Genomic DNA, 21,019 nt, shown 5'->3' with positions numbered 1-21,019 from the left:
GACAACAAAGTTACGGCGAAATATTGAAAAAGCCAAAAGAAATATGCGAAAATATTGAAAAAGGTAAAAGAAACCCACAAAAAATTTGCAAAAGTGATAAAAATGACGTACCTTTGCACCAATAAAAACTTAATCCTACCATATGGGACAGAAAATAAAGAAATTAAAGAAGATAAGATTGCACCGCGAAGGTACCGATCAGCTGGTTACCGGAGCGATAGCGTTAGTAGCCATTGCGGCTATATTGTGGACAACCTTAGACAACAAGATTCCGTTCTGGGCTTTTGTTGTTGTGTTCGGTACGGTATATGGTATCGTGCTCAACTTCTACCGTTGCCCTATCAGATACCTCAACGTAGAGGATACTTCGAAACTGGTAGTAGCACCAGCCGACGGAAAGATTGTGGTGATAGAAGAGGTGGAGAATGCTCCCTACTTCGGTGACCGCCGCCTGATGATTTCCATCTTCATGAGCCTCTGGAATGTTCATGCCAACTGGTTCCCGGTAGACGGAAAGGTGAAATTCGTGAAGCATGTGGACGGCAACTACCACAAGGCATGGCTGCCTAAGGCTAGCGAGGAAAACGAGCATGCCGACGTGATGATTACCACACCTGAGGGAGTGGATGTACTCTGCCGACAGATTGCCGGTGCAGTGGCACGCCGCATCGTAACCTATGCCAAGGAAGGGGAAGAATGCTTCATCGACGAGCACCTGGGATTCATCAAGCTGGGTTCACGCGTGGATGTCTACCTGCCTGTAGGTACAGAAGTATGCGTAAAGATGGGACAGTCAACTACTGGCGACCAGACCATCATCGCCAAATTGAAATAACATATTGACAGATAGAGGGCAAGCCGGAACATACTTCCGGCTTTCACTCTATCATAATATACTGTAAAGAAATGAGTATCAAGAAACATATTCCAAACACGATAACCTGCTGCAACCTGGTTTCGGGCTGCATCGCAACATCGTTTGCCTTCGGCGGGAACCCAAAGATGGCATTGTTATGGATTATCATCGGAGCCGTATTCGACTTCTTTGACGGCATGAGCGCCCGCCTGCTGCACGTTTCATCGCCAATAGGCAAGGAGCTGGATTCGCTGGCAGATGACGTAACCTTCGGTGTGGCTCCTGCCACCATCGTATTCTCACAACTCTTTGTGATGGAATATCCGGGTTTTCTGGAGCCTTTGCGCCCATGGCTGCCTTACGCAGCCTTCATCATCGCAGCCTTCTCGGCATTGCGACTGGCTAAGTTTAATCTTGATGAGCGCCAGACTACCTCTTTCATCGGTGTTCCTACACCAGCCAACGCCCTGTTCTGGGGTTCGCTGATTGTGTTCAATCCAAGCTGGCTCGAAGGATATTCATGGTCGGTATTCATCATTCTGGCTCTGATTCTCATCACCAGCTATCTGCTGGTTTGCGAGATGCCTCTTTTCGCCTTGAAGTTCAAACAGTGGGGTTTCAAGGGCAATGAGGTAAAATATGGCTTTGCCGCGCTCACCCTCATCATCCTCGCTACTTCGGTAGCACTCGATGGTCTGACCGGTTTCCTCACCGGCTGGTGGCTTGTCATCGTGGCATACGTCATCATCTCGGCGATTATTTATCTGAAGAAGACGAAATAGAAGAAATCCCCTTTATTGGGATATTTAGGTATTTATGTAGATTATTAATTGAAAAATGCGGCTAGATGTGAATCCAGTCGCATTTGTTTTTTCTTCCTGTTGAGAGAAGTTTAGTTGTGTACGAGCGTACCGATCTCCTCACCATCCATCACCTTCTTGAGGTTACCTACAACATCCATATTGAACACGTAGATAGGAAGGTTGTTTTCCTTACACATGGTGGTAGCAGTCAAATCCATGACCTTCAAGCCCTTGGTGTAAATCTCATCATAGGTAATGTCCTTGAACTTGGTAGCTGTAGGATCCTTCTCTGGGTCGGCGGTATAGATGCCGTCTACACGGGTACCCTTGAGCATCACGTCAGCCTCGATTTCGATACCGCGGAGAGAAGAACCGGTATCGGTAGTGAAGTATGGACTGCCTGTACCTGCAGAGAAGATGCAGATATAGCCTGCCTCCATCGCCTCTATCGCCTTCCACTTGGTGTAGAATTCGCCGATAGGCTCCATGCGGATGGCAGTAAGCACCTTGTTCTTAACGCCCAAGGCTCCGAGTGCGCTGCTCAATGCCAGGGAATTGATAACGGTAGCACACATACCCATCTGGTCGCCCTTGACACGGTCGAAACCCTTCTGGCTTCCACTCAAACCGCGGAAGATGTTACCACCACCAATCACTATGCCTATCTGAACGCCCATCTCATGGACCTCCTTTATCTGCTTAGCATAATCACTCAGGCGCTCTGGGTCGATGCCGAAGCTCTGCTTGCCCATCAGACTCTCGCCGCTCAATTTCAAAAGAATTCTTTTAAACTTTGCCATTTTATTTTAATTTACAATTTACAGTTAACAGTTTATAGAGCGTAGCCTCCTATAAACTATTAACTAGAAACTAGAAACTATTAACTATTAACCAGGAACTTGATTTCTCCGAACGCATACGAGCGTATTACTCCCTTCTTGTCATGAAGGATGAGATGACCATCGTCCTCCACCTCTACGAAGGCGCCCTCGAACTTACCGTCCTTATCCTCATACCAGTGATAGCCCTTGCGACGGTAGAGAGAAAGATGATAGATGCCCGACACATCCATATAGTCGGCACGACGCAGAAGTTCATAGTATTTGCAGAAAGCCTCAATCACCTTCTGCAGCACCTCTTCCCTATCCACCTCATGGCCTAGAATCTGAGCCAGAGATACAGGGTTGGGCGCATCGCTGTGGAACTCAGTCTGATTGACATCAATGCCGATACCGAAGATGCAGCGCTTGATGCCCTTGGAGTCGATGGCAGTCTCTATCAGCGTGCCACTGATTTTCTTGTCATACCAGTACACATCATTCGGCCATTTCAGCGTAATGCCGTCCGTATAGGAATCAAGAGCGTCCTTCACGGCGAGCGCACCAGCCTCGGAAAGGAGGAACTGCTGGCGCAAAGGTACCCACTTAGGACACATCATCATACTGAAGAGGAGGTTCTTGCCCGGCTCACTCTCCCAGGTATGCACGCCCTGTCCCCTGCCCGATGTCTGATAATCAGCAACGGCAATGGTCAGCGCATCTTCATCGTAAGTATCCAAATTCTTCAGGAAGGCATTCGTGGAATCCACTTCCTTTAATCGTATAATCTTCTTTTCCATGTCTATATAATAATGTATAGCGAATCACAACGGGTTATCCAATCAGCAACGGGTTGAAGGCATCCACAAGATGCTCGATGCGTTTCACCTGATGCCCTACCCCTACCACGGTAACAATATCAAAGCGAAGTTCTTTTTCCACCTTCTGTTCCTTGACGTAAGTATTGGCGGCTATTGCCAGATTACGCATCTTCCTGGCATCTACGGCTTCCTCGGGCTGCTGGTATTCTTCACCCGAACGGGTCTTGACCTCTACCACAACCAGCGTCTTACCATCCGGCGAAACGGCAAGGATATCCAGATCCCGCTTGCCGGCTTTCCAGTCTCTGTCGATGACGACATAGCCTTCATTCTCGAGATAGAGCGTAGCCTCGTCTTCTCCCCATTTGCCTAATTCATTATGCTCTGCCATAGCCTATTTTCTTTATTTTGCACCAAAAGATGCTTTTACCTTGCAAAAATAACAAAAAAAGTCCACACTTCAAACTTTTTTATGTAATTTTGCACGAAAAACAATGGAAGATATCAAGAATAAAGACGAAGCATACATGCGCCGTGCCCTGATGGAGGCTCAGGCGGCATTCGATGAAGACGAGATTCCGGTAGGCGCCATCATCGTTTGTAAGGACCGGATCATATCGCGAGCCCACAATCTTACGGAGATGCTGACCGATGTTACGGCTCATGCCGAAATGCAGGCCATCACTTCGGGAGCCAACATGCTGGGAGGAAAATACCTGAAAGACTGTACCCTCTACGTTACGGTAGAACCCTGCGTGATGTGCGCCGGAGCGCTGGGATGGGCACAGATCAGCCGCGTGGTATATGGTGCCAGCGACGAGAAAAGGGGGTATACAAAATATGCGCCCGATGCACTGCATCCTAAGACGACAGTTACATCGGGCGTATTGGAAGATGAGTGCCGCGCACTCATGCAGGATTTCTTTCAGAGAAAGAGATAATTACTTAACAAGCACTACAAGATACTTGCTGGTGCTCCAGAAAATCTGTGGATTGGTGATGCGGAGCGTATACTGCTTGTTGGCATCACGTACCAATGCATAAGAGCTGGATGGGTGGGTAGTGAGCAACTTAGCCGACTTTGACATCAACTTGATTTCAGAAATGTTGCGGATATCAACCTTGGTGAAATAACTCTTGTTGAAATTACCGGTCATTACCTTACCACCTTCCATGATATGCTGCTCCTTCAACTCCTTCTTGGTACCGAATACGTACCAGGCAGTGTTGAGCTGCTTGTCCTGTGCATTGATTGTCTCTGTCTTCTGGCTGCTTTCAGTAGTAAGACGAGAGGTCTTGGTATTCAGATTGTTGATAGTCTCGTCGAGCGCTGCAATATGAATATCCTTCTTATCTAACTCCTCGCGAAGCGCCTGGAGTTCCTTATCCTTCTGTGCAATCTGCTCCTGAAGGTTTGCGATGGTCTTCTTCAACTGGTCAGCCTGCAAAGAGCTGTTAGCCATCTGCTTCTGCAGTTTAGCCAGGAGTTCGCGGTTCTGCTGCATACGGGTAGCGATGAACTGAACATCCTCCTTTAGCTGCTGTCTCTTACTGGCACCCTCACCGTTCTTCAGGAGAGTTACTCTGTGCTCAGCCTCACTGATCTGGTTCAGACCATCCTGGATTTCATTCAATGTACCCATCATATCGTTAATTTCGCTATCCTTCTGAGCGATGATACTGTTTAGCGAATCATTCTGCTGATTTGCCAAATCCTGGGTGTTGTTCTTGCCGTTGTTGCAACTGGTCAAGCAAAAAGCAGCTAAACATGCCGCAAATAATAGCTTTTTCATAATCATTTTTCTTTTTAATGTTTGATTTAAAAAATTATCTTTTCGCGTAAAACGCGTCGCTTCCTATACTTTATTCATTACTTTCTTCATCCCTGCGAGCCCCGTTTTTCTTCTGCCGGCGCTCTTCACGCTTCTTTTCCTTCATCTCCTCCTTGAGCTGTTTGGGATCTTTTCCTGCCAATACAATGACAAATTCGCCCCTTGGTTCTGTCTCCTCAAAATGAGCGATGACCTCGGCAAGCGTACCCCTCACACTCTCCTCGTGGAGTTTGGATATTTCACGACAACAGCTCACCAGTCTGTCATCCCCGAAAACCTCGGCAAACTGCTGCAAGGTTTTCACCACACGATAAGGCGACTCATAGAAAATCATGGTGCGCACCTCATCCTTCAATGATTCAAGATAGGTCTGTCTGCCCTTTTTCTGCGGAATGAATCCTTCGAAGCAGAAACGGTCACATGGCAACCCCGAAGAAACGATGGCCGGTATGCATGCCGTAGGTCCAGGCAAAGTCTGCACCGTGATACCTGCCTTGGCTGCCTCGCGGGCGAGGTAAAAACCAGGATCGCTGATACCCGGTGTTCCGGCATCGCTGATCAAGGCAATGGTTTCGCCACCCTTCAGTCGCTCTACGATGGCAGAAGATGTGCCATGTTCGTTAAACTTATGGTGAGCCACTAATCGATTTCTGATATCGAAATGCTTCAGCAGGACACTCGATGTTCGAGTGTCCTCAGCGAGTACCAAATCCGCTTCTTTCAGTATGCGAATGGCTCGCATTGTCATGTCCTCCATGTTACCAACTGGAGTCGGAACGATGTATAATGTGCCCATACTGACTGCAAATGTAGTTAATTAATCTTTCATAGCAAAAAAAAAACGCGTTTCTTTGCATTTTTTAAAACCTTATTATTAATTTTGCCCCCGAAATGACAGAAAATCTAATTGGGGAGGCGCACCGTCCCGGAAGAATTGAAGTGGTGTGCGGATCGATGTTCTCCGGAAAAACAGAGGAATTGATCCGAAGAATGAAGCGTGCGAAGTTCGCCAAGCAGAAGGTGGAAATCTTTAAGCCGGCGCTTGACACTCGTTACTCCGAGGAAGATGTAGTGAGCCATGATCAGAACTCTATCCGGTCTACTCCTATTGAGTCCTCTGGATCGATACTGCTATTGGCTTCTGATATCGACGTGGTGGGTATCGATGAAGCCCAGTTCCTGGACAATGGACTCGTGGAGGTATGCAACGAACTCGCCAACCGTGGCGTGAGAGTCATCGTGGCAGGACTGGATATGGACTTCAAGGGAGTTCCCTTCGGTCCGATTCCTGCTCTCTGTGCCATCGCCGACGAGGTGACCAAGGTTCATGCCATCTGCGTAAAGTGCGGATCGGTCGCCTATGTGAGCCACCGGTTGATCAATAACGACAAACGGGTGCTTCTGGGCGAGAAAGATGAATACGAGCCGCTCTGCAGAGAATGCTACCAGAAGGCGATTCTTAATGAAAAATTATAACAAAAGGAACAGTTATGGGAAAGGAGATTACATTTGATAAATTTATAAGATGGGCGGGTGTTACCCTCATCGTACTGGCCGTGCTCTACATGACCAATTATCTGAGCAGCGTACTGCTGCCATTTTTCATTGCATGGTTTTTCGCTTACCTGCTCTATCCGGTCGTGAAGTTTATCGAAAACAAACTCCACATCAGAATACGTGCGCTGTCTATCCTCATCGCCATGGGAACGGCTATCGCTGTTATAGGAGGCGTGCTGTGGCTCATCATCCCTCCGATGATTGACCAGTTTGACAAACTCGGTGAGGTGTTGACACGATGGCTGCATCAGACGACTCATACCAACAACCTGACGGCGCTGATCAAAGACTGGCTGCAGGCCAACCAGGAACAGATAGAGCTTTTTCTGAAAAGCAAGGACTTCAGCGATGCCATCAAGACCACCATGCCTAAGGTCTTCTCGGTAGTCAGCCAGACGGCCACGGTACTGATGAGTATCGTGGCATCGATGATTACCTTATTATATATGTTCTTCATCCTGCTCGATTATGAGACGCTGACAGCCAACTGGGTGAGAATCTTCCCTAAGAAGAACCGTCCGTTCTGGAGTGCGCTGATGAAGGATGTGGAGCGCGAGCTCAACAACTATATCCGTGGTCAGGGACTGGTAGCGCTCTGTATGGGCATCATGTTCTGCATCGGTTTTACCATCATCGGTTTCCCGATGGCGATAGGTCTGGGTATTCTCATCGGCATCATGGACCTGGTTCCGTATCTCCATACCTTCGCCCTCATCCCTACGGCATTCCTTGCCATGCTGAAGGCTGCCGACACAGGTCAGAACTTCTGGCTGGTATTCGGTCTGGCAGTTCTGGTGTTCTGTGTGGTGCAGGTCATCACCGACATGGTAGTTACCCCGAAGATCATGGGTAAGGCGATGGGATTGAATCCAGCCATTCTCCTCTTGAGTCTCTCGGTTTGGGGTGCACTTCTGGGCTTCCTGGGATTGATTGTAGCCCTTCCGCTCACAACGCTCATCATAGCCTACTGGCAGCGGTATGTAACGAAGGAGAAGCCGCAATATCATGAAGAAACGGGCGAAAATGTCCCGATTTCAGATAAAAATGAAGAAAATCAGTAAAAATATGGCAAAATATTTGGTTATTTCAGATTTTTGCCGTACCTTTGCACTCGCTTTTGAAACATAAAGCAGAAGATTGACTCGCTAGCTCAGCTGGTAGAGCACAACACTTTTAATGTTGGGGTCATGGGTTCGAGCCCCATGCGAGTCACAGATCTTCAAGAAAAAGGCTTTCCATTACGGAAAGCCTTTTTTTGTTATATCCTATTACCGGATACTGCAGAAATTCCTTTTTAAAACATTTCAGCCTTAGCCTCTACCCTCTTCTCAACATCATCCGGAAGCTGAGGGAAGAAATCATAGCCGGTGATACGCTCCACTTCATCCACTGAATTTACGAATTCCGTCTTCTTTCTGCCTTTCTGCGACTGGTTACGGCAGATAAAGCCGATGGCTTGCGGATTCTTGCCCGTATGAAGAACCACCTTGAAGAAGGCATCAGGCACTACCACCTTGTTCTTACCCAACTTGCGATGCTCCTTATCCAGAAATATCGGTCCGCAGACAATATAAACCTTACCATACTGCTTCGCCCAGTTGCGGCACTGCTGCTCTATCGTGTTCCATACCCCCGCATTCAGACTGTGGTTCTGCGGACACATATTGGTCATCAGGAAACATTCATCCATCGCCTGCTGACTCCATTTGTTGTCACCAGCCGGACACATGTGTCCCCTGTCCAAACCACTGTTGTAATAATCCGCCAAAGTACCCACGGGTGCCGGCATCTCCTCATCATCAGCAAACTTACCGCGCGGCAACTTACCAGATGCATGCTCCCCTGTCAGCACCCAGGCTACCCAATTCGGCTGTCGCGTATCATGATTATAAGATACCGTATAAGCCAACCGATGCTTGATGGTTTCAGATACCTTTAACTTAGATACCGGAATCTCCAGCCCCTGCGCCTCCAGATTCGCATCCTCTCCAGCAGTTTCCTGCTTATTCTCTGCAGACGGTTCATCGCCCGCAGCATCAGCAGCCTCCTGCTTGTTCTCCTTCACAACAAGTGCCTGATCTTCTGTTGCCAGCGAAGAAACCTTCGGCAAGACAGAAAACGCCACTACTGCGGCTATCGCCAACAGCCAAATCTTAAATGTACCTACTTTCTTTTTCATATCAGATTCATCATTAATTCATTTTCCATGAGACTCTGAGTCTACACGATTCATTCCGCTTTTAGGTGAATAATCCCTAAAATCTCCACAAAAGTAGTATTTTTATGCGAAAAAGAGAAAGAAAATCATAAATTTCTTGCGTATTTCAAAATAAAAAACTAACTTTGCATAGCTATGTAAGACAAACCTAGACTTAATACAGTAAAAAGCTCAAACAACTAAGAACTGAAAGTCAGAGGTTACGATACATTGGCAAAAGTGCTCTATGAAATGGACAAATGAAGAGCATTAACAGAGATTAACTAAAAGTGATGCAAGTTTCCCGCCTTTTCTTGTTTTATACAAGAACTGAAGTGCCTCGGGCAACTATATCGAGGTGCATTTAGGCTGAGAAATATGAGAAAATAAGAATCAAAACATAATAGCAAAATGAAAAAAATCAAATTATTCTCAATTGTAGCTGCCTTCGTTGCAGCTTTCGCATTCACTTCTTGTAATACAGGCGATGATAACAACAGCTATTATCAGCCGCTCACACAAGCAGAAAAGGATCTTTGCTATCTCAAGACAGCAGGTGTCCACAATGGTAAACTCGCTTATATGAGCGATGAGCATGTTACTGAAAAAGGTACAAAGGAATACATCGACACCTTAGACGTTGCTACAGAAATCTATGGAAATGGCAAAGACACTGTAATGACTGTTCGCAACTTCCCTGTAAAGATTCTCGCCCGTTACATTCCTGAAAATGCTGACACGAAAGACCTGAAGGAAGCATTGAAGAAATATGAGATGCCGGTTAACTTCAAGAGTGTTGTAACCTACTATACAGTTACACCAGTCCTTCAATTCTTGCTCTATCCAGAAACAATGACAGTAAATTTGGAGTATGGTGGTGCAACTCATAAGGTCAATTTCTATGTTTATGCTAATGCATATTACATTTACAATTCAGGACTGGTTGACAGTAAGACCAGCAAGTTGGAAGCTTATTTTGCTCTTTATGGTTACGAAGTTGATCCAAAGGATGAGAAGAATCCAAAGCCTATAGTTTTCAGCTATAATATAGCAGGAAAACCATATACTGGAGCACAGATTAAGTTCTTCGAGCCACAAAGTTCAGAGCAAAAGAAATAAAGAAGTTAGAAACTTACAATATATATGTTAATACTCTCTTAAAAATTAAACAAAAAAAGAAAACTATTAGAGGCGCAGTCTTCGTGAGAAGGTTGCGCCTTGTTGCATTTATACAAAGAATGCTTTTATTACTTACTGAACTTCCTGATATGCGAAGTTCAGTTATTTGATCAATAATGATGTTAATTTCATTCAAATATTTGGCGTTATCAAGATTTTGAAGTATATTTGCATCCAAAGAATTTAAAACTACTTTAGCAACCAGATCTTATTCCAACAAAGATTAAGGATATTGTTAAATTTAAAATAATTAAGGATTATGAGTGAAAGTGAGATTGAGGGCTTTATCAACAAAGTTGAATCAGGCTTAGTTGAAGCTCAGCATGATATGTTGGTAGAAAAGGTTTTATCATTCTTTTAACTAGAGTCGCCCTTTGCGGCATGGATTTTTTAAACAGATGATTATGAAGCAGGTAGAAGAAAGATACATCAGCTTGCTGACCGACTTCGGTTTCAAGCGAATTTTTGGAACAGCAATGAACAAGGATTTGCTCATTTGCTTCCTCAACAGCTTGTTTAATGGCAGACAGGTTGTGAAGGACGTATCGTATCTGAATCCAGAGCATGTGGGAGATGTCTATACCGACCGCAGAGCCATCTTCGATGTATATTGCGAGGGCGAAAACGGCGAGAAGTTCATCGTAGAAATGCAGAATGCCTACCAGACGTATTTCAAGGATCGCGCCCTTTTCTACTCAACCTTCCCTATCCGTGAACAGGCACCAAAGGGGAATGAATGGGATTTCAAGCTCAATCATGTCTATACCGTAGCCCTGCTCAACTTCAGCATGAACGAGGATGCATTCGACAAGGAGAAAATCCGCCATCATGTGCAGTTGTGCGACACCGCTACCCACAAAGTATTTTACGAAAAGCTCGAATATATTTATGTAGAGATTTCCAAGTTCAACAAACCCCTGGAAGAACTGGATACGCTCTACGAGAAGTGGCTCTATGCTCTGAAGAACCTCTATAAACTTACCCAGCGCCCTAAAGAACTGTGCGACAAAGTTTTCGACCGCCTCTTCGAGGAAGCCGAGATAGCCAAGTTTACTCCGCAGGAAATGAGGGAGTACGAGACCAGCAAGATGGCATATCGCGACATCAAGAATTCCGTAGACACTGCTAAGCGTGAAGGTATAGCTGAAGGTATGGAAAAGGGCATGAAGGAAGGTATGGAAAAAGGTAGAGCAGAAGGCAAACATGAGGCCAACACAGAAACAGCACAACGATTGCTGGCAATGGGACTTTCTGCCGAACAGGTTGCCAAAGCTACCCAGCTGTCTTTGGAAATCATTAAGAATCTGAGCAATTCATAAAAAACAGAAAGCGGAGATGTAGATTACGAATGTCACCATATAATCAAGGGTCTATATGCCACGATGAACCATCTATTTTAAAATTCTATAGCGCAAAGTTACGGTTTTATTTTCATATCTGCAAGAGATTTCTGGGAAAAGTTGCTGAAAAAGTTAGAGAATGGTGAGTGTTGAATGTTGAATGTTGAGTGTTGAGTGTTGACTGAAAGAAATATGACGACAAAGAAAAAGGGCGCATCCGGATTGGATGCGCCCTAACTTGTTAAATAAATTCGGAGGGATTCTGCTCTTGAAAAACCCTCTTAATGGAAGAGAATCAGGAAGCATCCAGGAGGTACTGGAGCTTCGTGGCATCAAAACACGGACAGGCTTTCTGAACGCCAGGCAAATCGCGATGACCCAGGATGGTCCGGATGCCCGGAAAACGGTGGTGAAGATCCAGGATAAGATGCTTCATCGCCTCCTTCTGCTTAGGAGTGCGGGTGTCGCTGATGCAGCCCGATGGCGAAAGACCACCCTCGTAACAGATGCCTATGCTGTGCGCATTGTAACCGAGGGCATGAGAGCCCATACGCTCTACCGGGCGACAGGCATGAACCACTCCATCCAGCGTGATGTAGAAATGGTAGCCGATGTCAGTCCAGCCGTTGTTATGCACATGGTCGTAGCGCAGCATCTTCATCGTATAACGGTGATCGCAGCGGCTACCGCTGCAATGCACCACTATCATATCGATGTCTCTCATAGGCATCACTCTAAAGTCCACCTGCCGAAACGCCCAACGCCCCGAGGAGAGCTGTCAGTACGGTTACTGCAAACTTGAGAATCTCATTCCATTTCTGCTTGTTCTTTTCTGTCATAATCTATTCTGTTTTAAAAGGTTAATTATTCTAATCCGTCTCCTGTGTCACCGTTGCCAGCGCTACCCGTGCCGCCGGTCTGCTCGCCTGAGGTGTTGCCACCCGTGGTATCGCCGCCTGAAGAAGCATTGTCCTTGGCAGGCTTTTTCTTAGCCTCCTCGATGTCGAGGGTCTTGGCACCCTCCTTCTCAGCCTTGAGGGCAGCCTTCTGTACGGCACGTGATGCAACCTGCTCAAACTCCATACCTACGAAGATGTTGGCAAGATCGCTGCCCGGGATAAACTGGATGTTCACACCCTTGATGTTGATGTCGCTCTTAAATTCGGCTGCAGTTGCAGCACCCTCACTGGTAAGCTGGAGGCGGAACTTGCCCAACTCGCCGAAATCAATCTGGTTGCCTCGCTGCAACTCGATGATCATGTTCTCCTGCATACTGACCAGAACGGCTGTTACATCCGCATAGGATACAGTGGTCTGCATAGCGATCAACTTCGCAAACTTCTTGAGCGAAATAGACTCGTTCATCTGAGCACGTGCGTAGAACTTAGGAACTCCTGCTTTGTCGCCAAATTTTGACGCAAGCTTTACTAAACTGTAATTAATTGCCATAATACATAAAATTTTAAAATTGTGAATAATCATGTTGTGCACCGGTCTCTTCCCGAATGCTGATACAAAGATACAACATCGGCGGAGCCCCACTTGTCCACTTTGGTACGATAAGTACCTGTTGTGCACTATTTGGCTCAATTACGTATACTTTTGCATGCAAGCGTATGCAGCAGAATACTGATATGGTTCAGTCAGCTACCCCAGATGGTTCTGTCAGCGAGTCAAGACGTCTCGATAAATCGACGGATACGACTCCGTTAGCCTACGTTGTCGAATCCTTAACCCGACGCAGTCGAATCCTTAACCTTGTCCAGCCGTCTGCGTAACCCAGTGCAGCCATATCCTTAACCCAGTTCACCCACATCAGTTGGTAAACGGAAACACATCGTTTGTTTACCTCATTTGAGTGTTCAATGACTACCAGGGAGAATTAGCCTTTCGGAGGGTACCATGAGGGCCAATAATAGGTACCATCAGGGCCAATTATGTGTTTTCTGATATGCCCAAATGACTACCAGGGAGAATCTTAAGAATACAATACACTGAATATCAGACAGTTATGTGCAGATTTTTCTTTCCTATACTATACCAAGTATATTATATATATACATTTACATCAATTACACTATACGTAATACGGGAGGAAAAAGATTTTTTTTTCAACAAATCAGCTATTAAAATGCATTTTTTCTCTTCAAAAAATTGCATAAGTCTGAAATTAATATTACTTTTGCATCATAAAAAATATAAAGCTTATGAATTATTCCCAACGTATGTACAGCAAGACCGAGCTGGGTCTGCCCTACTTTCCCGACACAACCGACGGGGCGACAGCGCGCCGTCATATCATGGTATGGATTAAGCGTTGCGAAGCCGGGGGCATAAAGAAAGACCGCCAGGCGTTTCTTTCTACACCTGGCGGTCTTGATATTTCACAGAATAAGAACTTAGTTTTTCTTCCAAAGCTTGGTCATATCCTCCAGTGTCTTACCCTTGGTCTCAGGAACGAGCTTCCATACAAAGATGGCAGCGAGGATACAGATAACACCATACAGGCCATAGGTGAACCAATAGCCCAGGCTGTTAGCCATCGGAACGAAAGAGGTAGAAACAATCCAGTTGAAAATCCACTGGAAGGCTACGGCAATCGCTACGGCAGCACCACGAATGGTATTAGGGAATACCTCGGCAATAAGTACCCAGCAGATTGGTCCCCAAGAGAACATGAATGATGCTGAATAAACCATGATGGATACCATGCACAACAACTGCAGATTAGGATTACCGAAGGTGATGGCTACACCGATGGCACCCAATGCCATGCCCAGAGAACCGGTAATGAGCAAAGGCTTACGTCCCAACTTCTCTACCGTAAAGATGGCTACACAGGTGAAACCGAGGTTCACGATACCATTGAATACGGTCAATACCATCGGATTGTCAAAGCCCATAGCCTCATAGATACGAGGAGCATAATAGAGCACGGCATTGATACCTACAGCCTGCTGGAATACAGAAAGCATCACACCTACGAAGATACAGAGCACACCGTAAGTAAGCAGTTTCTCCTTCTTCTCTGTAACCGTATTCTTGATGTCATCCAAAATCTTCTTAGCCTCCTCAGCACCATTGATGCGAGCCAGGATACGCTCAGCCTTCGCATCCTGACCAACCATGGCAAGATAACGGGGAGTCTCAGGAACAAAGCAGATAAGCAGAGCAAACAAACCCGCAGGAACCATCTCAGAACCAAACATATAGCGCCATCCGGTTTCAATAGCCCAGGCAGCCTCGCCACCATTCAGAATCTGGTTCATACCATTGCCCACACTCTGGATAGCAGGAGCAATATGATCGCCAAGAATGAAGAAGTTGACGAAATAAACCACCAGCTGACCGAAGATGATGGCAAACTGGTTCCAGCTGACCAACATACCACGGATGTTACTAGGCGCAATCTCACCGATATACATCGGACATACAGCAGATGCCAGACCCACACCGATACCGCCAATCACACGATAGAGGTTGAACACGATGAGAAGCGTAAGATTAGGTTCGCCCTTTGGCAACACCAAAGACTCAGGACACATAGATCCCCATGCAGAGATGAAGAACATCACACCCGCAAAGATCAGCGAACGCTTACGGCCCCAGTTAGAAGCCAGCACACCCGAAAGCGCCGAACCGATGATACAACCAATCAGAGCACTGGAAGAAGTGAATCCATGCCAGAAATCGGTATAAGTGAAATCCTCAGCACCCATGAAGAATGCCTGCAAACCCTTCTCGGCTCCCGAGATTACCGCGGTATCATAACCGAAAAGCAAGCCGCCCAAAACGGCTACCATCACAATTGAAATAAGATAGGCTCTAGAGCCTGTTTGTTTTTGTTCCATTATTTTTTTAGGTTTAAATTTTAATCACTTTTCTGTAGAATAGCGTAGCATTTACCGGCAGGAAATCTTCTTTTTCATGCCAAAAATCAATCTCCACCTAATAATATACGTTTTTTCTTTATAAATATTACGTTCAACATGCGGTTTTCCCCTATTTTTTTTGTAAATTTGCACCAAAATAAGAAGAAACATAGAATTTAGGTAATATGAACATAGCAGATTTTCTACATCAGCAGGGCGATAAGCGAGGCTTTTCGTTCGAGGTTTTACCTCCGCTGAAAGGTAACGGAACAGCAGCACTCTTCCGTACCATCGATGCGCTGAGCGAGTTTGGTCCTCGCTTTATCAACATCACTACGCACCATAGCGAGTATGTATACAAGGAACTGGAAAACGGTCTCCTCACTCGCCAGCGTGTGCGCCGCCGCCCGGGCACCGTGGCCATCGCAGGCGCTATACAGAATAAGTACGACATACCTGTCATCCCTCATATTATCTGCAGCGGTGCTACGAAGGAAGACATCGAGTACGAACTGCTCGACCTCCAGTTTCTGGGCATCAGCAACATTCTCGTTCTGCGAGGAGACAAGGCGAAAGAAGACCGGCAGTTTACACCAACCGAGAACGGTCATACCCATGCCACCGACCTCCTGAAGCAGGTGAATCAGTTTAACGATGGTTTCTTCTTTGACGGCACACCCATCAAGCACCCGGGCGACAAGTTCTGCTGCGGTGTAGCCTGCTATCCGGAGAAACATGAAGAGGCGCCAAACCTCGAAATGGATATGCAGCATCTGCTGGAGAAACAACAGTTGGGCGCAGCGTATGCCGTTACCCAGCTCTTCTACGACAACGAGAAGTTCTATGCTTTCGTTGAAAAGGCTCGGCAGATAGGCGTAACCATTCCTATCATTCCTGCCATCAAGCCTTTCGCCAAGTTGAGCCAGCTCACAGTAGTGCCGAAAACCTTCCACTGCGATATTCCTGAAGAACTCGCACAGGAGGTATTGAAATGTAAAACTGACGAAGATGCCAAGCAGCTCGGTATCGAGTGGACTACCGCTCAGGTGCAAGATCTCTTCGAACATGGTTACAAAAATGTTCACTTCTTCACCGTATCGGCTGTAGACAGCGTCAAGCAAATAGCAAAAATACTGTTTTAAATGCAAAGAAATGAAGTTATAGGTCAGCAAGAAGTATGGAACCGGCTCATGGAGATGGTTCAGGAGAACCGTTTGCCCCATGCGCTGATGTTCTGCGGCCCGCAGGGTTGCGGCAAACTGGCGATGGCACTGGCTTTTGCCAGCTATCTTCTGGGCGATTCACCGATGCTCAGGAAATGGGAACATCCGGATCTCCACTTCACCTTTCCTACCATCAAGACCGCCAATATGGGCAGCGAACACAAACCGGTGAGCCTCGACTTCATCAAGGAATGGAGAGAGCTGCTGCTTTCTAAAGGTCCCTACATCCAGATTAGCGACTGGATGCTGAAGATGGGCAAGACGGATGCCGACTATAACAAACAGGCTATCATCACTGCCGAAGAAACCGATGCCATCTCTCACGAGCTGATGATGATGTCGAGTCAGGGCGGATATAAGATAAGTCTGATATGGCTCCCGGAACGTATGAACATACAGAGTGCCAACAAGATACTGAAACTGCTGGAGGAGCCGCCACGCCAGACGGTGTTCCTGCTGGTAAGCGAGAATCCGGAACTGCTGCTCGAAACCATCAGAAGTCGTACACAGCGTATCGACTTCAAGAAGATAGAAACCGCTGAGATGGAAAAAGCGCTGACGGAACGGAGAGCGCTGGAGCCAGACATGGCACACCGCATAGCCCGTATCGCCAACGGCAACTGGAACCTCGCACTCGAAGAACTGGATGCAGGAAATGAAAACCGGCAGCATCTCGACATGTTCATCATGCTGATGCGACTGGCTTACATGCGCAAGATAGGTGACCTCAAGAAGTGGACCGATGTGATTGCCACCTTCGGAAGAGAAAAGCAGAAACGCATGCTCGACTACTTCATGCACATGCTCAGAGAAAGTTTCATGTACAACTTCCGGAATCCAGAACTGAGCTACATGACGCAGGATGAGGAGAACTTTGCCAAGAACTTTGCCCGCTTCATCAACGAGGCAAACATCATTGACATCTCCAACCTCTTCGAAGACAGCAAGCGCATGATTTCGCAAAATGCCAATGCCAAAATCGTTTTCTTCGATATGGCGCTCAAAATCATCGTACTCCTGCTAAGGAAGTGAAGAGTGAAGAATTCAAATGAATAACGGGGCAGATGCCTGGTCATTATTCATTGTACATTATAAATTAGACATTATAAATTAGACGATCGTGGATTACAAAAATATGAAATTCAGGATGTGTAACGGCTGCGACCGTGGTCTGTGCGCTAAGGGCGTAGGAAGACAGAACAGACAGCTCAACACATACGACTGGCTTGCCGATGTACCCGGCAATGCAGAAAGTACTGACCTCGTGGAGGTACAGTTCAAGAATACCCGTAAGGGATATTACCACAATGTGAATAACCTCGACCTGAAGAAGGGCGATATAGTGGCGGTAGAGGCTAACCCGGGTCACGACATCGGTGTGGTTACGCTGACCGGAAGACTGGTAAAACTTCAGATTAAGAAGGCAAACCTCAAGTCGCAGGATGATATCAAGCGTATCTACCGTATCGCCAAACAGGTGGATCTTGACAAATGCAAGGAGGCTAAGAGCCGTGAACACGGCACCATGATCCAGAGCCGCCAGATAGCCAAAGATCTCGGACTGAAGATGAAAATAGGTGATGTAGAATATCAGGGAGACGGCAACAAGGCTATCTTCTATTACATCGCTGACGAACGTGTGGACTTCCGCCAGCTCATCAAGGTTCTTGCCGATACCTTCCATGTGCGCATTGAGATGAAACAGATCGGTGCGAGACAGGAAGCAGGCCGCATCGGTGGAACGGGTCCTTGCGGCAGAGAACTCTGCTGCGCTACCTGGATGAAGAACTTCATCAGCGTTAGCACCAATGCAGCACGCTACCAGGACATCTCTCTGAATCCTCAGAAACTTGCCGGTATGTGCGCCAAACTGAAGTGCTGTCTCAACTACGAGGTAGACAGCTATGTAGAGGCTAGCAGAAAGTTGCCTCCTAAGGATGCCGTACTGCAGACTGCCGACGGTGATTTCCATCAGTTCAAGGTGGATATCCTGGCAGGTCTTATCACCTACTCTTCTGACAAGAACCTTGCTTCCAACCTCGAAACCATCAGCATCGAGCGTGCCAAGGCTATCATCGAAATGAACCGTCAGGGCGAGAAGCCATTGAGTCTGCTGGAAGACGGTAAGGCAAAACCTGTAGCCAAGCCAACCGACCTGCTTGCCGAAGCTGATTTGAGCCGCTTTGACAAGGCTAAGAAAAAGAAGAAGAAGAAGAACAATAAGAACAAGGGACCTCGCCAGCAGGAGGGAGACAACAAGTCGCAGAAGAACGAGAACCGCGCGCAGAATGGCGACAACAAACCTCAGAAGAATGAAGGCAAGTCAAACAACCAGCGCCGCGACAACCGTAATCAGGGCAATCATCCTAAGGGTGACAACCGCCAGCCAAGAAACGACAGACGACCTAACAAGGGAAACAAACCACAGGGTGGAAACAAGCCGCAAGGTAACAACACCCCTCAGAATGGCAACGCCCCACAAGGCAATAACGCCCCACAAGAATAAAGAATAGGAGCTAGAAAAAGATGAAAAAGACTGTTTATTTCATCGTTTTGACAGCGATTGTTCACATTCTCTCTGCCTGCAGCGGTTCGACCGTATACGATGAGTATGCCCATACACCGATTGCAGGATGGGAGAAGAACGACACCCTATCATTCGAAGTATCACCTCTACTCGAGCCCGGGCATTACAAACAAAGCCTAGGACTTCGCATTACAGGTGCCTACCCGTTCATGGGACTTACGCTCATCGTAGAACAGACGGTTTATCACCGAAACAGAAAGATACCTGGCGAATGCAAGATAGATACGGTCAACTGCCAGCTGATTGACAACAACGGCGTGAGCAAAGGACAGGGTATCAGCTACTATCAGTATAACTTCCCTATCAACATCTATCAGATGCATCAGGGCGATTCCATACACGTAGCCATCAGACATGATATGAAAAGAGAAATCCTGCCCGGTGTGAGTGACATCGGCATCAAGATTTCAAAGATACAATAAAAAAAGAGTGAACAGATTCATCAACAATCTGTTCACTCTTTTTTTTAACTTCTCACTAAGTTCCTTCCCGCATCAATTCTTAAGAAGATGAAAAGAAGGATGGTGAATCCCCATAACGAACTGCCACCATAACTGAAGAACGGCAGCGGAATACCGATAACCGGTGTTAAACCCAACACCATTCCCACATTAATAAACAGATGGAAGAGGAATACCGACAGGACACAATAGCCGTAGATACGCCCGAATTTATAAGGTTGCCGCTCAGCCAGATGCATCAACCGCAATATCAAAGCCAGGAAAAGCAGCAGCACGCCTGCCGAACCGAGGAAACCTTCCTCCTCGCCTACCGTACAGAAGATAAAGTCTGTATCCTGCTCAGGCACGAACTTCAGTTTGGTCTGCGTTCCATTGAGGAAACCTTTGCCCTGAAGTCCGCCGGAACCAATGGCAATCTCACTCTGATGCACGTTATATCCCGCACCTGCCAAATCTTCATCCAGTCCCAGCAGTACGTTGATACGCACTCTCTGATGAGGTTCCATCACATGATTCAACACATAATCGGCAGAATAGAAGAAAGCGATACTTCCCAACGAAAAGATTGAGATGAGGAAGTAATTCCGGAACCGGGTTCTCAGTCCCTGATAAACCAGGAATCCGATGAGCATAGCACACAGGAAGAGTTGGATCCACACAATGTCGAACGGAATGACATAGGTAGAAAAGAGCACGAAGAGCAGCGTAATGCCTACCGAATAGGCAAGGATCATCAGTGCCTGTTTCCTATCGCCCGTATAGGAGTTCACCATGCCAGCCGTAAAAATCTGCACCAGCAGAAGCACTACAAACTTACCCACAGAAGTATAGGTATCCCACATCATCACGTTCTCATACTTCACACCCACTACGAAGTAAGCCACCATCGACACGCCGGTAAAGAGAATGGCACCCGGCATTCCTTCGCGGTAAAGCATGAGGAAGAATGAAAGATAAACCAGGGCAGAACCCGTTTCGCGCTGACCTACAATACAGAGCATCGGCAGAACGATAATGCCTACGGCTGCCATGAAATGCTTCAGGTTCTGCATACTGAAACCATAGCTTGACATAAACTTGGCTACCGCCAGAGCCGTAGCAAACTTACCAAACTCAGCCGGTTGCAGTCGGAGCGGTCCCAACACCAGCCAGGAGTGGGAACCCTTGATGCTATGCGGATTGAATATCGTAGCAAAGAGCAAGAGTATCAGGACGCCATAGATGACATACGAGAAGGTATCGTAAAACCGGTCATCAAGCAGCAGGATTACCAATCCCAGTGCTATGGATGTGCCAATCCATATAATCTGCATACCCGAGCGGGCACCCAGACTGAATATCTCGTTGTCACCATAGTTATAGCTGGCTCCACAGACGCTCACCCATCCGAAGATGAGGAGTACCAGATAAATACCTATCGTCCACCAGTCAAGTGAAGCAAGCACACTAGGTTGTTTATTATCGATCATAATC

Annotated in this window: 22 protein-coding genes, 1 tRNA gene and 1 pseudogene; 13 read left to right on the top strand and 11 right to left on the bottom strand. The window is 46.7% G+C overall.

The window, feature by feature from the left end:
- Window positions 1-142: 142 nt before the first annotated feature.
- Both KUA48_RS11675 and pssA read left to right on the top strand, forming a co-directional pair.
- Window positions 143-835, top strand: a complete 693-nt coding sequence (locus KUA48_RS11675) for a phosphatidylserine decarboxylase family protein (protein WP_117727847.1) — start codon at window positions 143-145, stop codon at window positions 833-835.
- Between the two features lie 71 nt (window positions 836-906).
- Window positions 907-1,638, top strand: coding sequence for a CDP-diacylglycerol--serine O-phosphatidyltransferase (gene pssA, locus KUA48_RS11670; RefSeq protein ID WP_022122099.1), 732 nt, complete (start codon window positions 907-909; stop codon window positions 1,636-1,638).
- Between the two features lie 110 nt (window positions 1,639-1,748).
- Here the strand turns inward: pssA and pyrH are convergent, their stop codons facing one another.
- The 3 genes from pyrH to KUA48_RS11655 all read right to left on the bottom strand — a co-directional run bounded on the left by pyrH (window position 1,749) and on the right by KUA48_RS11655 (window position 3,689).
- Window positions 1,749-2,459, bottom strand: coding sequence for a UMP kinase (gene pyrH, locus KUA48_RS11665; protein WP_006847854.1), 711 nt, complete (start codon window positions 2,457-2,459; stop codon window positions 1,749-1,751).
- A gap of 80 nt (window positions 2,460-2,539) precedes the next feature.
- On the bottom strand, window positions 2,540-3,277 hold the full coding sequence (locus KUA48_RS11660; RefSeq protein ID WP_217756168.1) for a biotin--[acetyl-CoA-carboxylase] ligase: 738 nt from the start codon (window positions 3,275-3,277) through the stop codon (window positions 2,540-2,542).
- 34 nt (window positions 3,278-3,311) lie between these two features.
- Window positions 3,312-3,689, bottom strand: a complete 378-nt coding sequence (locus KUA48_RS11655) for a YraN family protein (RefSeq protein WP_022122101.1) — start codon at window positions 3,687-3,689, stop codon at window positions 3,312-3,314.
- Window positions 3,690-3,792: 103 nt separating this feature from the next.
- On the opposite strand from KUA48_RS11655, the gene KUA48_RS11650 reads away from it, so the two are divergent.
- Entirely contained in the window at window positions 3,793-4,239 is a 447-nt protein-coding gene (locus KUA48_RS11650) for a nucleoside deaminase (RefSeq protein ID WP_117587405.1), read from the top strand.
- Here the strand turns inward: KUA48_RS11650 and KUA48_RS11645 are convergent, their stop codons facing one another.
- Together KUA48_RS11645 and rsmI are read right to left on the bottom strand one after the other, a co-directional pair.
- Complete coding sequence (locus tag KUA48_RS11645; protein ID WP_153079724.1) at window positions 4,240-5,091, bottom strand: hypothetical protein; 852 nt, start codon at window positions 5,089-5,091, stop codon at window positions 4,240-4,242.
- A gap of 70 nt (window positions 5,092-5,161) precedes the next feature.
- On the bottom strand, window positions 5,162-5,926 hold the full coding sequence (gene rsmI, locus KUA48_RS11640; RefSeq protein WP_218432874.1) for a 16S rRNA (cytidine(1402)-2'-O)-methyltransferase: 765 nt from the start codon (window positions 5,924-5,926) through the stop codon (window positions 5,162-5,164).
- Window positions 5,927-6,021: 95 nt separating this feature from the next.
- On the opposite strand from rsmI, the gene KUA48_RS11635 reads away from it, so the two are divergent.
- From KUA48_RS11635 to KUA48_RS11625, 3 genes are all read left to right on the top strand, one after another.
- Window positions 6,022-6,606 carry a thymidine kinase gene (locus KUA48_RS11635; RefSeq protein WP_117587407.1) on the top strand — a complete coding sequence of 195 codons (585 nt, stop codon included), beginning with the start codon at window positions 6,022-6,024 and terminating at the stop codon, window positions 6,604-6,606.
- Window positions 6,607-6,620: 14 nt separating this feature from the next.
- A complete protein-coding gene (locus KUA48_RS11630; protein ID WP_117587408.1) occupies window positions 6,621-7,748 on the top strand; it encodes an AI-2E family transporter in 1,128 nt (375 codons plus the stop codon).
- Window positions 7,749-7,826: 78 nt separating this feature from the next.
- Window positions 7,827-7,899, top strand: a tRNA-Lys gene (locus KUA48_RS11625).
- A gap of 82 nt (window positions 7,900-7,981) precedes the next feature.
- Here KUA48_RS11625 and KUA48_RS11620 read toward each other — a convergent pair.
- Complete coding sequence (locus tag KUA48_RS11620; RefSeq protein WP_218432873.1) at window positions 7,982-8,866, bottom strand: DNA/RNA non-specific endonuclease; 885 nt, start codon at window positions 8,864-8,866, stop codon at window positions 7,982-7,984.
- A gap of 429 nt (window positions 8,867-9,295) precedes the next feature.
- On the opposite strand from KUA48_RS11620, the gene KUA48_RS11615 reads away from it, so the two are divergent.
- Window positions 9,296-10,003 carry a DUF4840 domain-containing protein gene (locus KUA48_RS11615; protein ID WP_218432872.1) on the top strand — a complete coding sequence of 236 codons (708 nt, stop codon included), beginning with the start codon at window positions 9,296-9,298 and terminating at the stop codon, window positions 10,001-10,003.
- A gap of 458 nt (window positions 10,004-10,461) precedes the next feature.
- Window positions 10,462-11,382, top strand: coding sequence for an Rpn family recombination-promoting nuclease/putative transposase (locus KUA48_RS11610; RefSeq protein WP_153089298.1), 921 nt, complete (start codon window positions 10,462-10,464; stop codon window positions 11,380-11,382).
- Between the two features lie 316 nt (window positions 11,383-11,698).
- Here KUA48_RS11610 and KUA48_RS11605 read toward each other — a convergent pair whose 3' ends face one another.
- Genes KUA48_RS11605 through KUA48_RS11595 form a run of 3 tightly spaced genes read right to left on the bottom strand, consistent with a single transcriptional unit; the run spans window position 11,699 to window position 12,852 of the window.
- Entirely contained in the window at window positions 11,699-12,127 is a 429-nt protein-coding gene (locus KUA48_RS11605) for an N-acetylmuramoyl-L-alanine amidase (RefSeq protein WP_118253922.1), read from the bottom strand.
- A 10-nt stretch (window positions 12,128-12,137) separates the two neighbouring features.
- Window positions 12,138-12,242 (bottom strand): smalltalk protein, encoded by a 105-nt coding sequence (locus KUA48_RS11600; RefSeq protein ID WP_022120813.1) that lies wholly within the window; start codon window positions 12,240-12,242, stop codon window positions 12,138-12,140.
- A gap of 25 nt (window positions 12,243-12,267) precedes the next feature.
- A complete protein-coding gene (locus KUA48_RS11595; RefSeq protein WP_256624451.1) occupies window positions 12,268-12,852 on the bottom strand; it encodes an HU family DNA-binding protein in 585 nt (194 codons plus the stop codon).
- 758 nt (window positions 12,853-13,610) lie between these two features.
- On the opposite strand from KUA48_RS11595, the pseudogene KUA48_RS11590 reads away from it, so the two are divergent.
- Window positions 13,611-13,715, top strand: a pseudogene (locus KUA48_RS11590) (DUF4248 domain-containing protein); the annotation flags it as partial.
- 87 nt (window positions 13,716-13,802) lie between these two features.
- Here the strand turns inward: KUA48_RS11590 and xylE are convergent.
- Complete coding sequence (xylE, locus tag KUA48_RS11585; RefSeq protein ID WP_117693998.1) at window positions 13,803-15,254, bottom strand: D-xylose transporter XylE; 1,452 nt, start codon at window positions 15,252-15,254, stop codon at window positions 13,803-13,805.
- A gap of 206 nt (window positions 15,255-15,460) precedes the next feature.
- Here xylE and KUA48_RS11580 point away from each other — a divergent pair, with 206 nt between their 5' ends.
- From KUA48_RS11580 to KUA48_RS11565, 4 genes are all read left to right on the top strand, one after another.
- A complete protein-coding gene (locus tag KUA48_RS11580) occupies window positions 15,461-16,417 on the top strand; it encodes a methylenetetrahydrofolate reductase (protein ID WP_117587740.1) in 957 nt (318 codons plus the stop codon).
- Window positions 16,418-17,530: a DNA polymerase III subunit delta gene (locus KUA48_RS11575; RefSeq protein WP_117694004.1), complete on the top strand. Its 1,113-nt coding sequence runs from the start codon at window positions 16,418-16,420 to the stop codon at window positions 17,528-17,530.
- Between the two features lie 88 nt (window positions 17,531-17,618).
- Window positions 17,619-19,004, top strand: a complete 1,386-nt coding sequence (gene ricT / locus KUA48_RS11570) for a regulatory iron-sulfur-containing complex subunit RicT (RefSeq protein ID WP_118255629.1) — start codon at window positions 17,619-17,621, stop codon at window positions 19,002-19,004.
- Between the two features lie 20 nt (window positions 19,005-19,024).
- A complete protein-coding gene (locus KUA48_RS11565) occupies window positions 19,025-19,507 on the top strand; it encodes a gliding motility lipoprotein GldH (protein WP_022120428.1) in 483 nt (160 codons plus the stop codon).
- 44 nt (window positions 19,508-19,551) lie between these two features.
- Here the strand turns inward: KUA48_RS11565 and rodA are convergent, their stop codons facing one another.
- Entirely contained in the window at window positions 19,552-21,015 is a 1,464-nt protein-coding gene (rodA, locus tag KUA48_RS11560; protein WP_117587738.1) for a rod shape-determining protein RodA, read from the bottom strand.
- Window positions 21,016-21,019 lie beyond the last annotated feature (4 nt).

Source organism: Segatella copri, assembly GCF_019249795.2.
GTDB lineage: Bacteria > Bacteroidota > Bacteroidia > Bacteroidales > Bacteroidaceae > Prevotella > Prevotella copri_B.
This window is presented reverse-complemented; position numbering and strand designations above follow the sequence as displayed.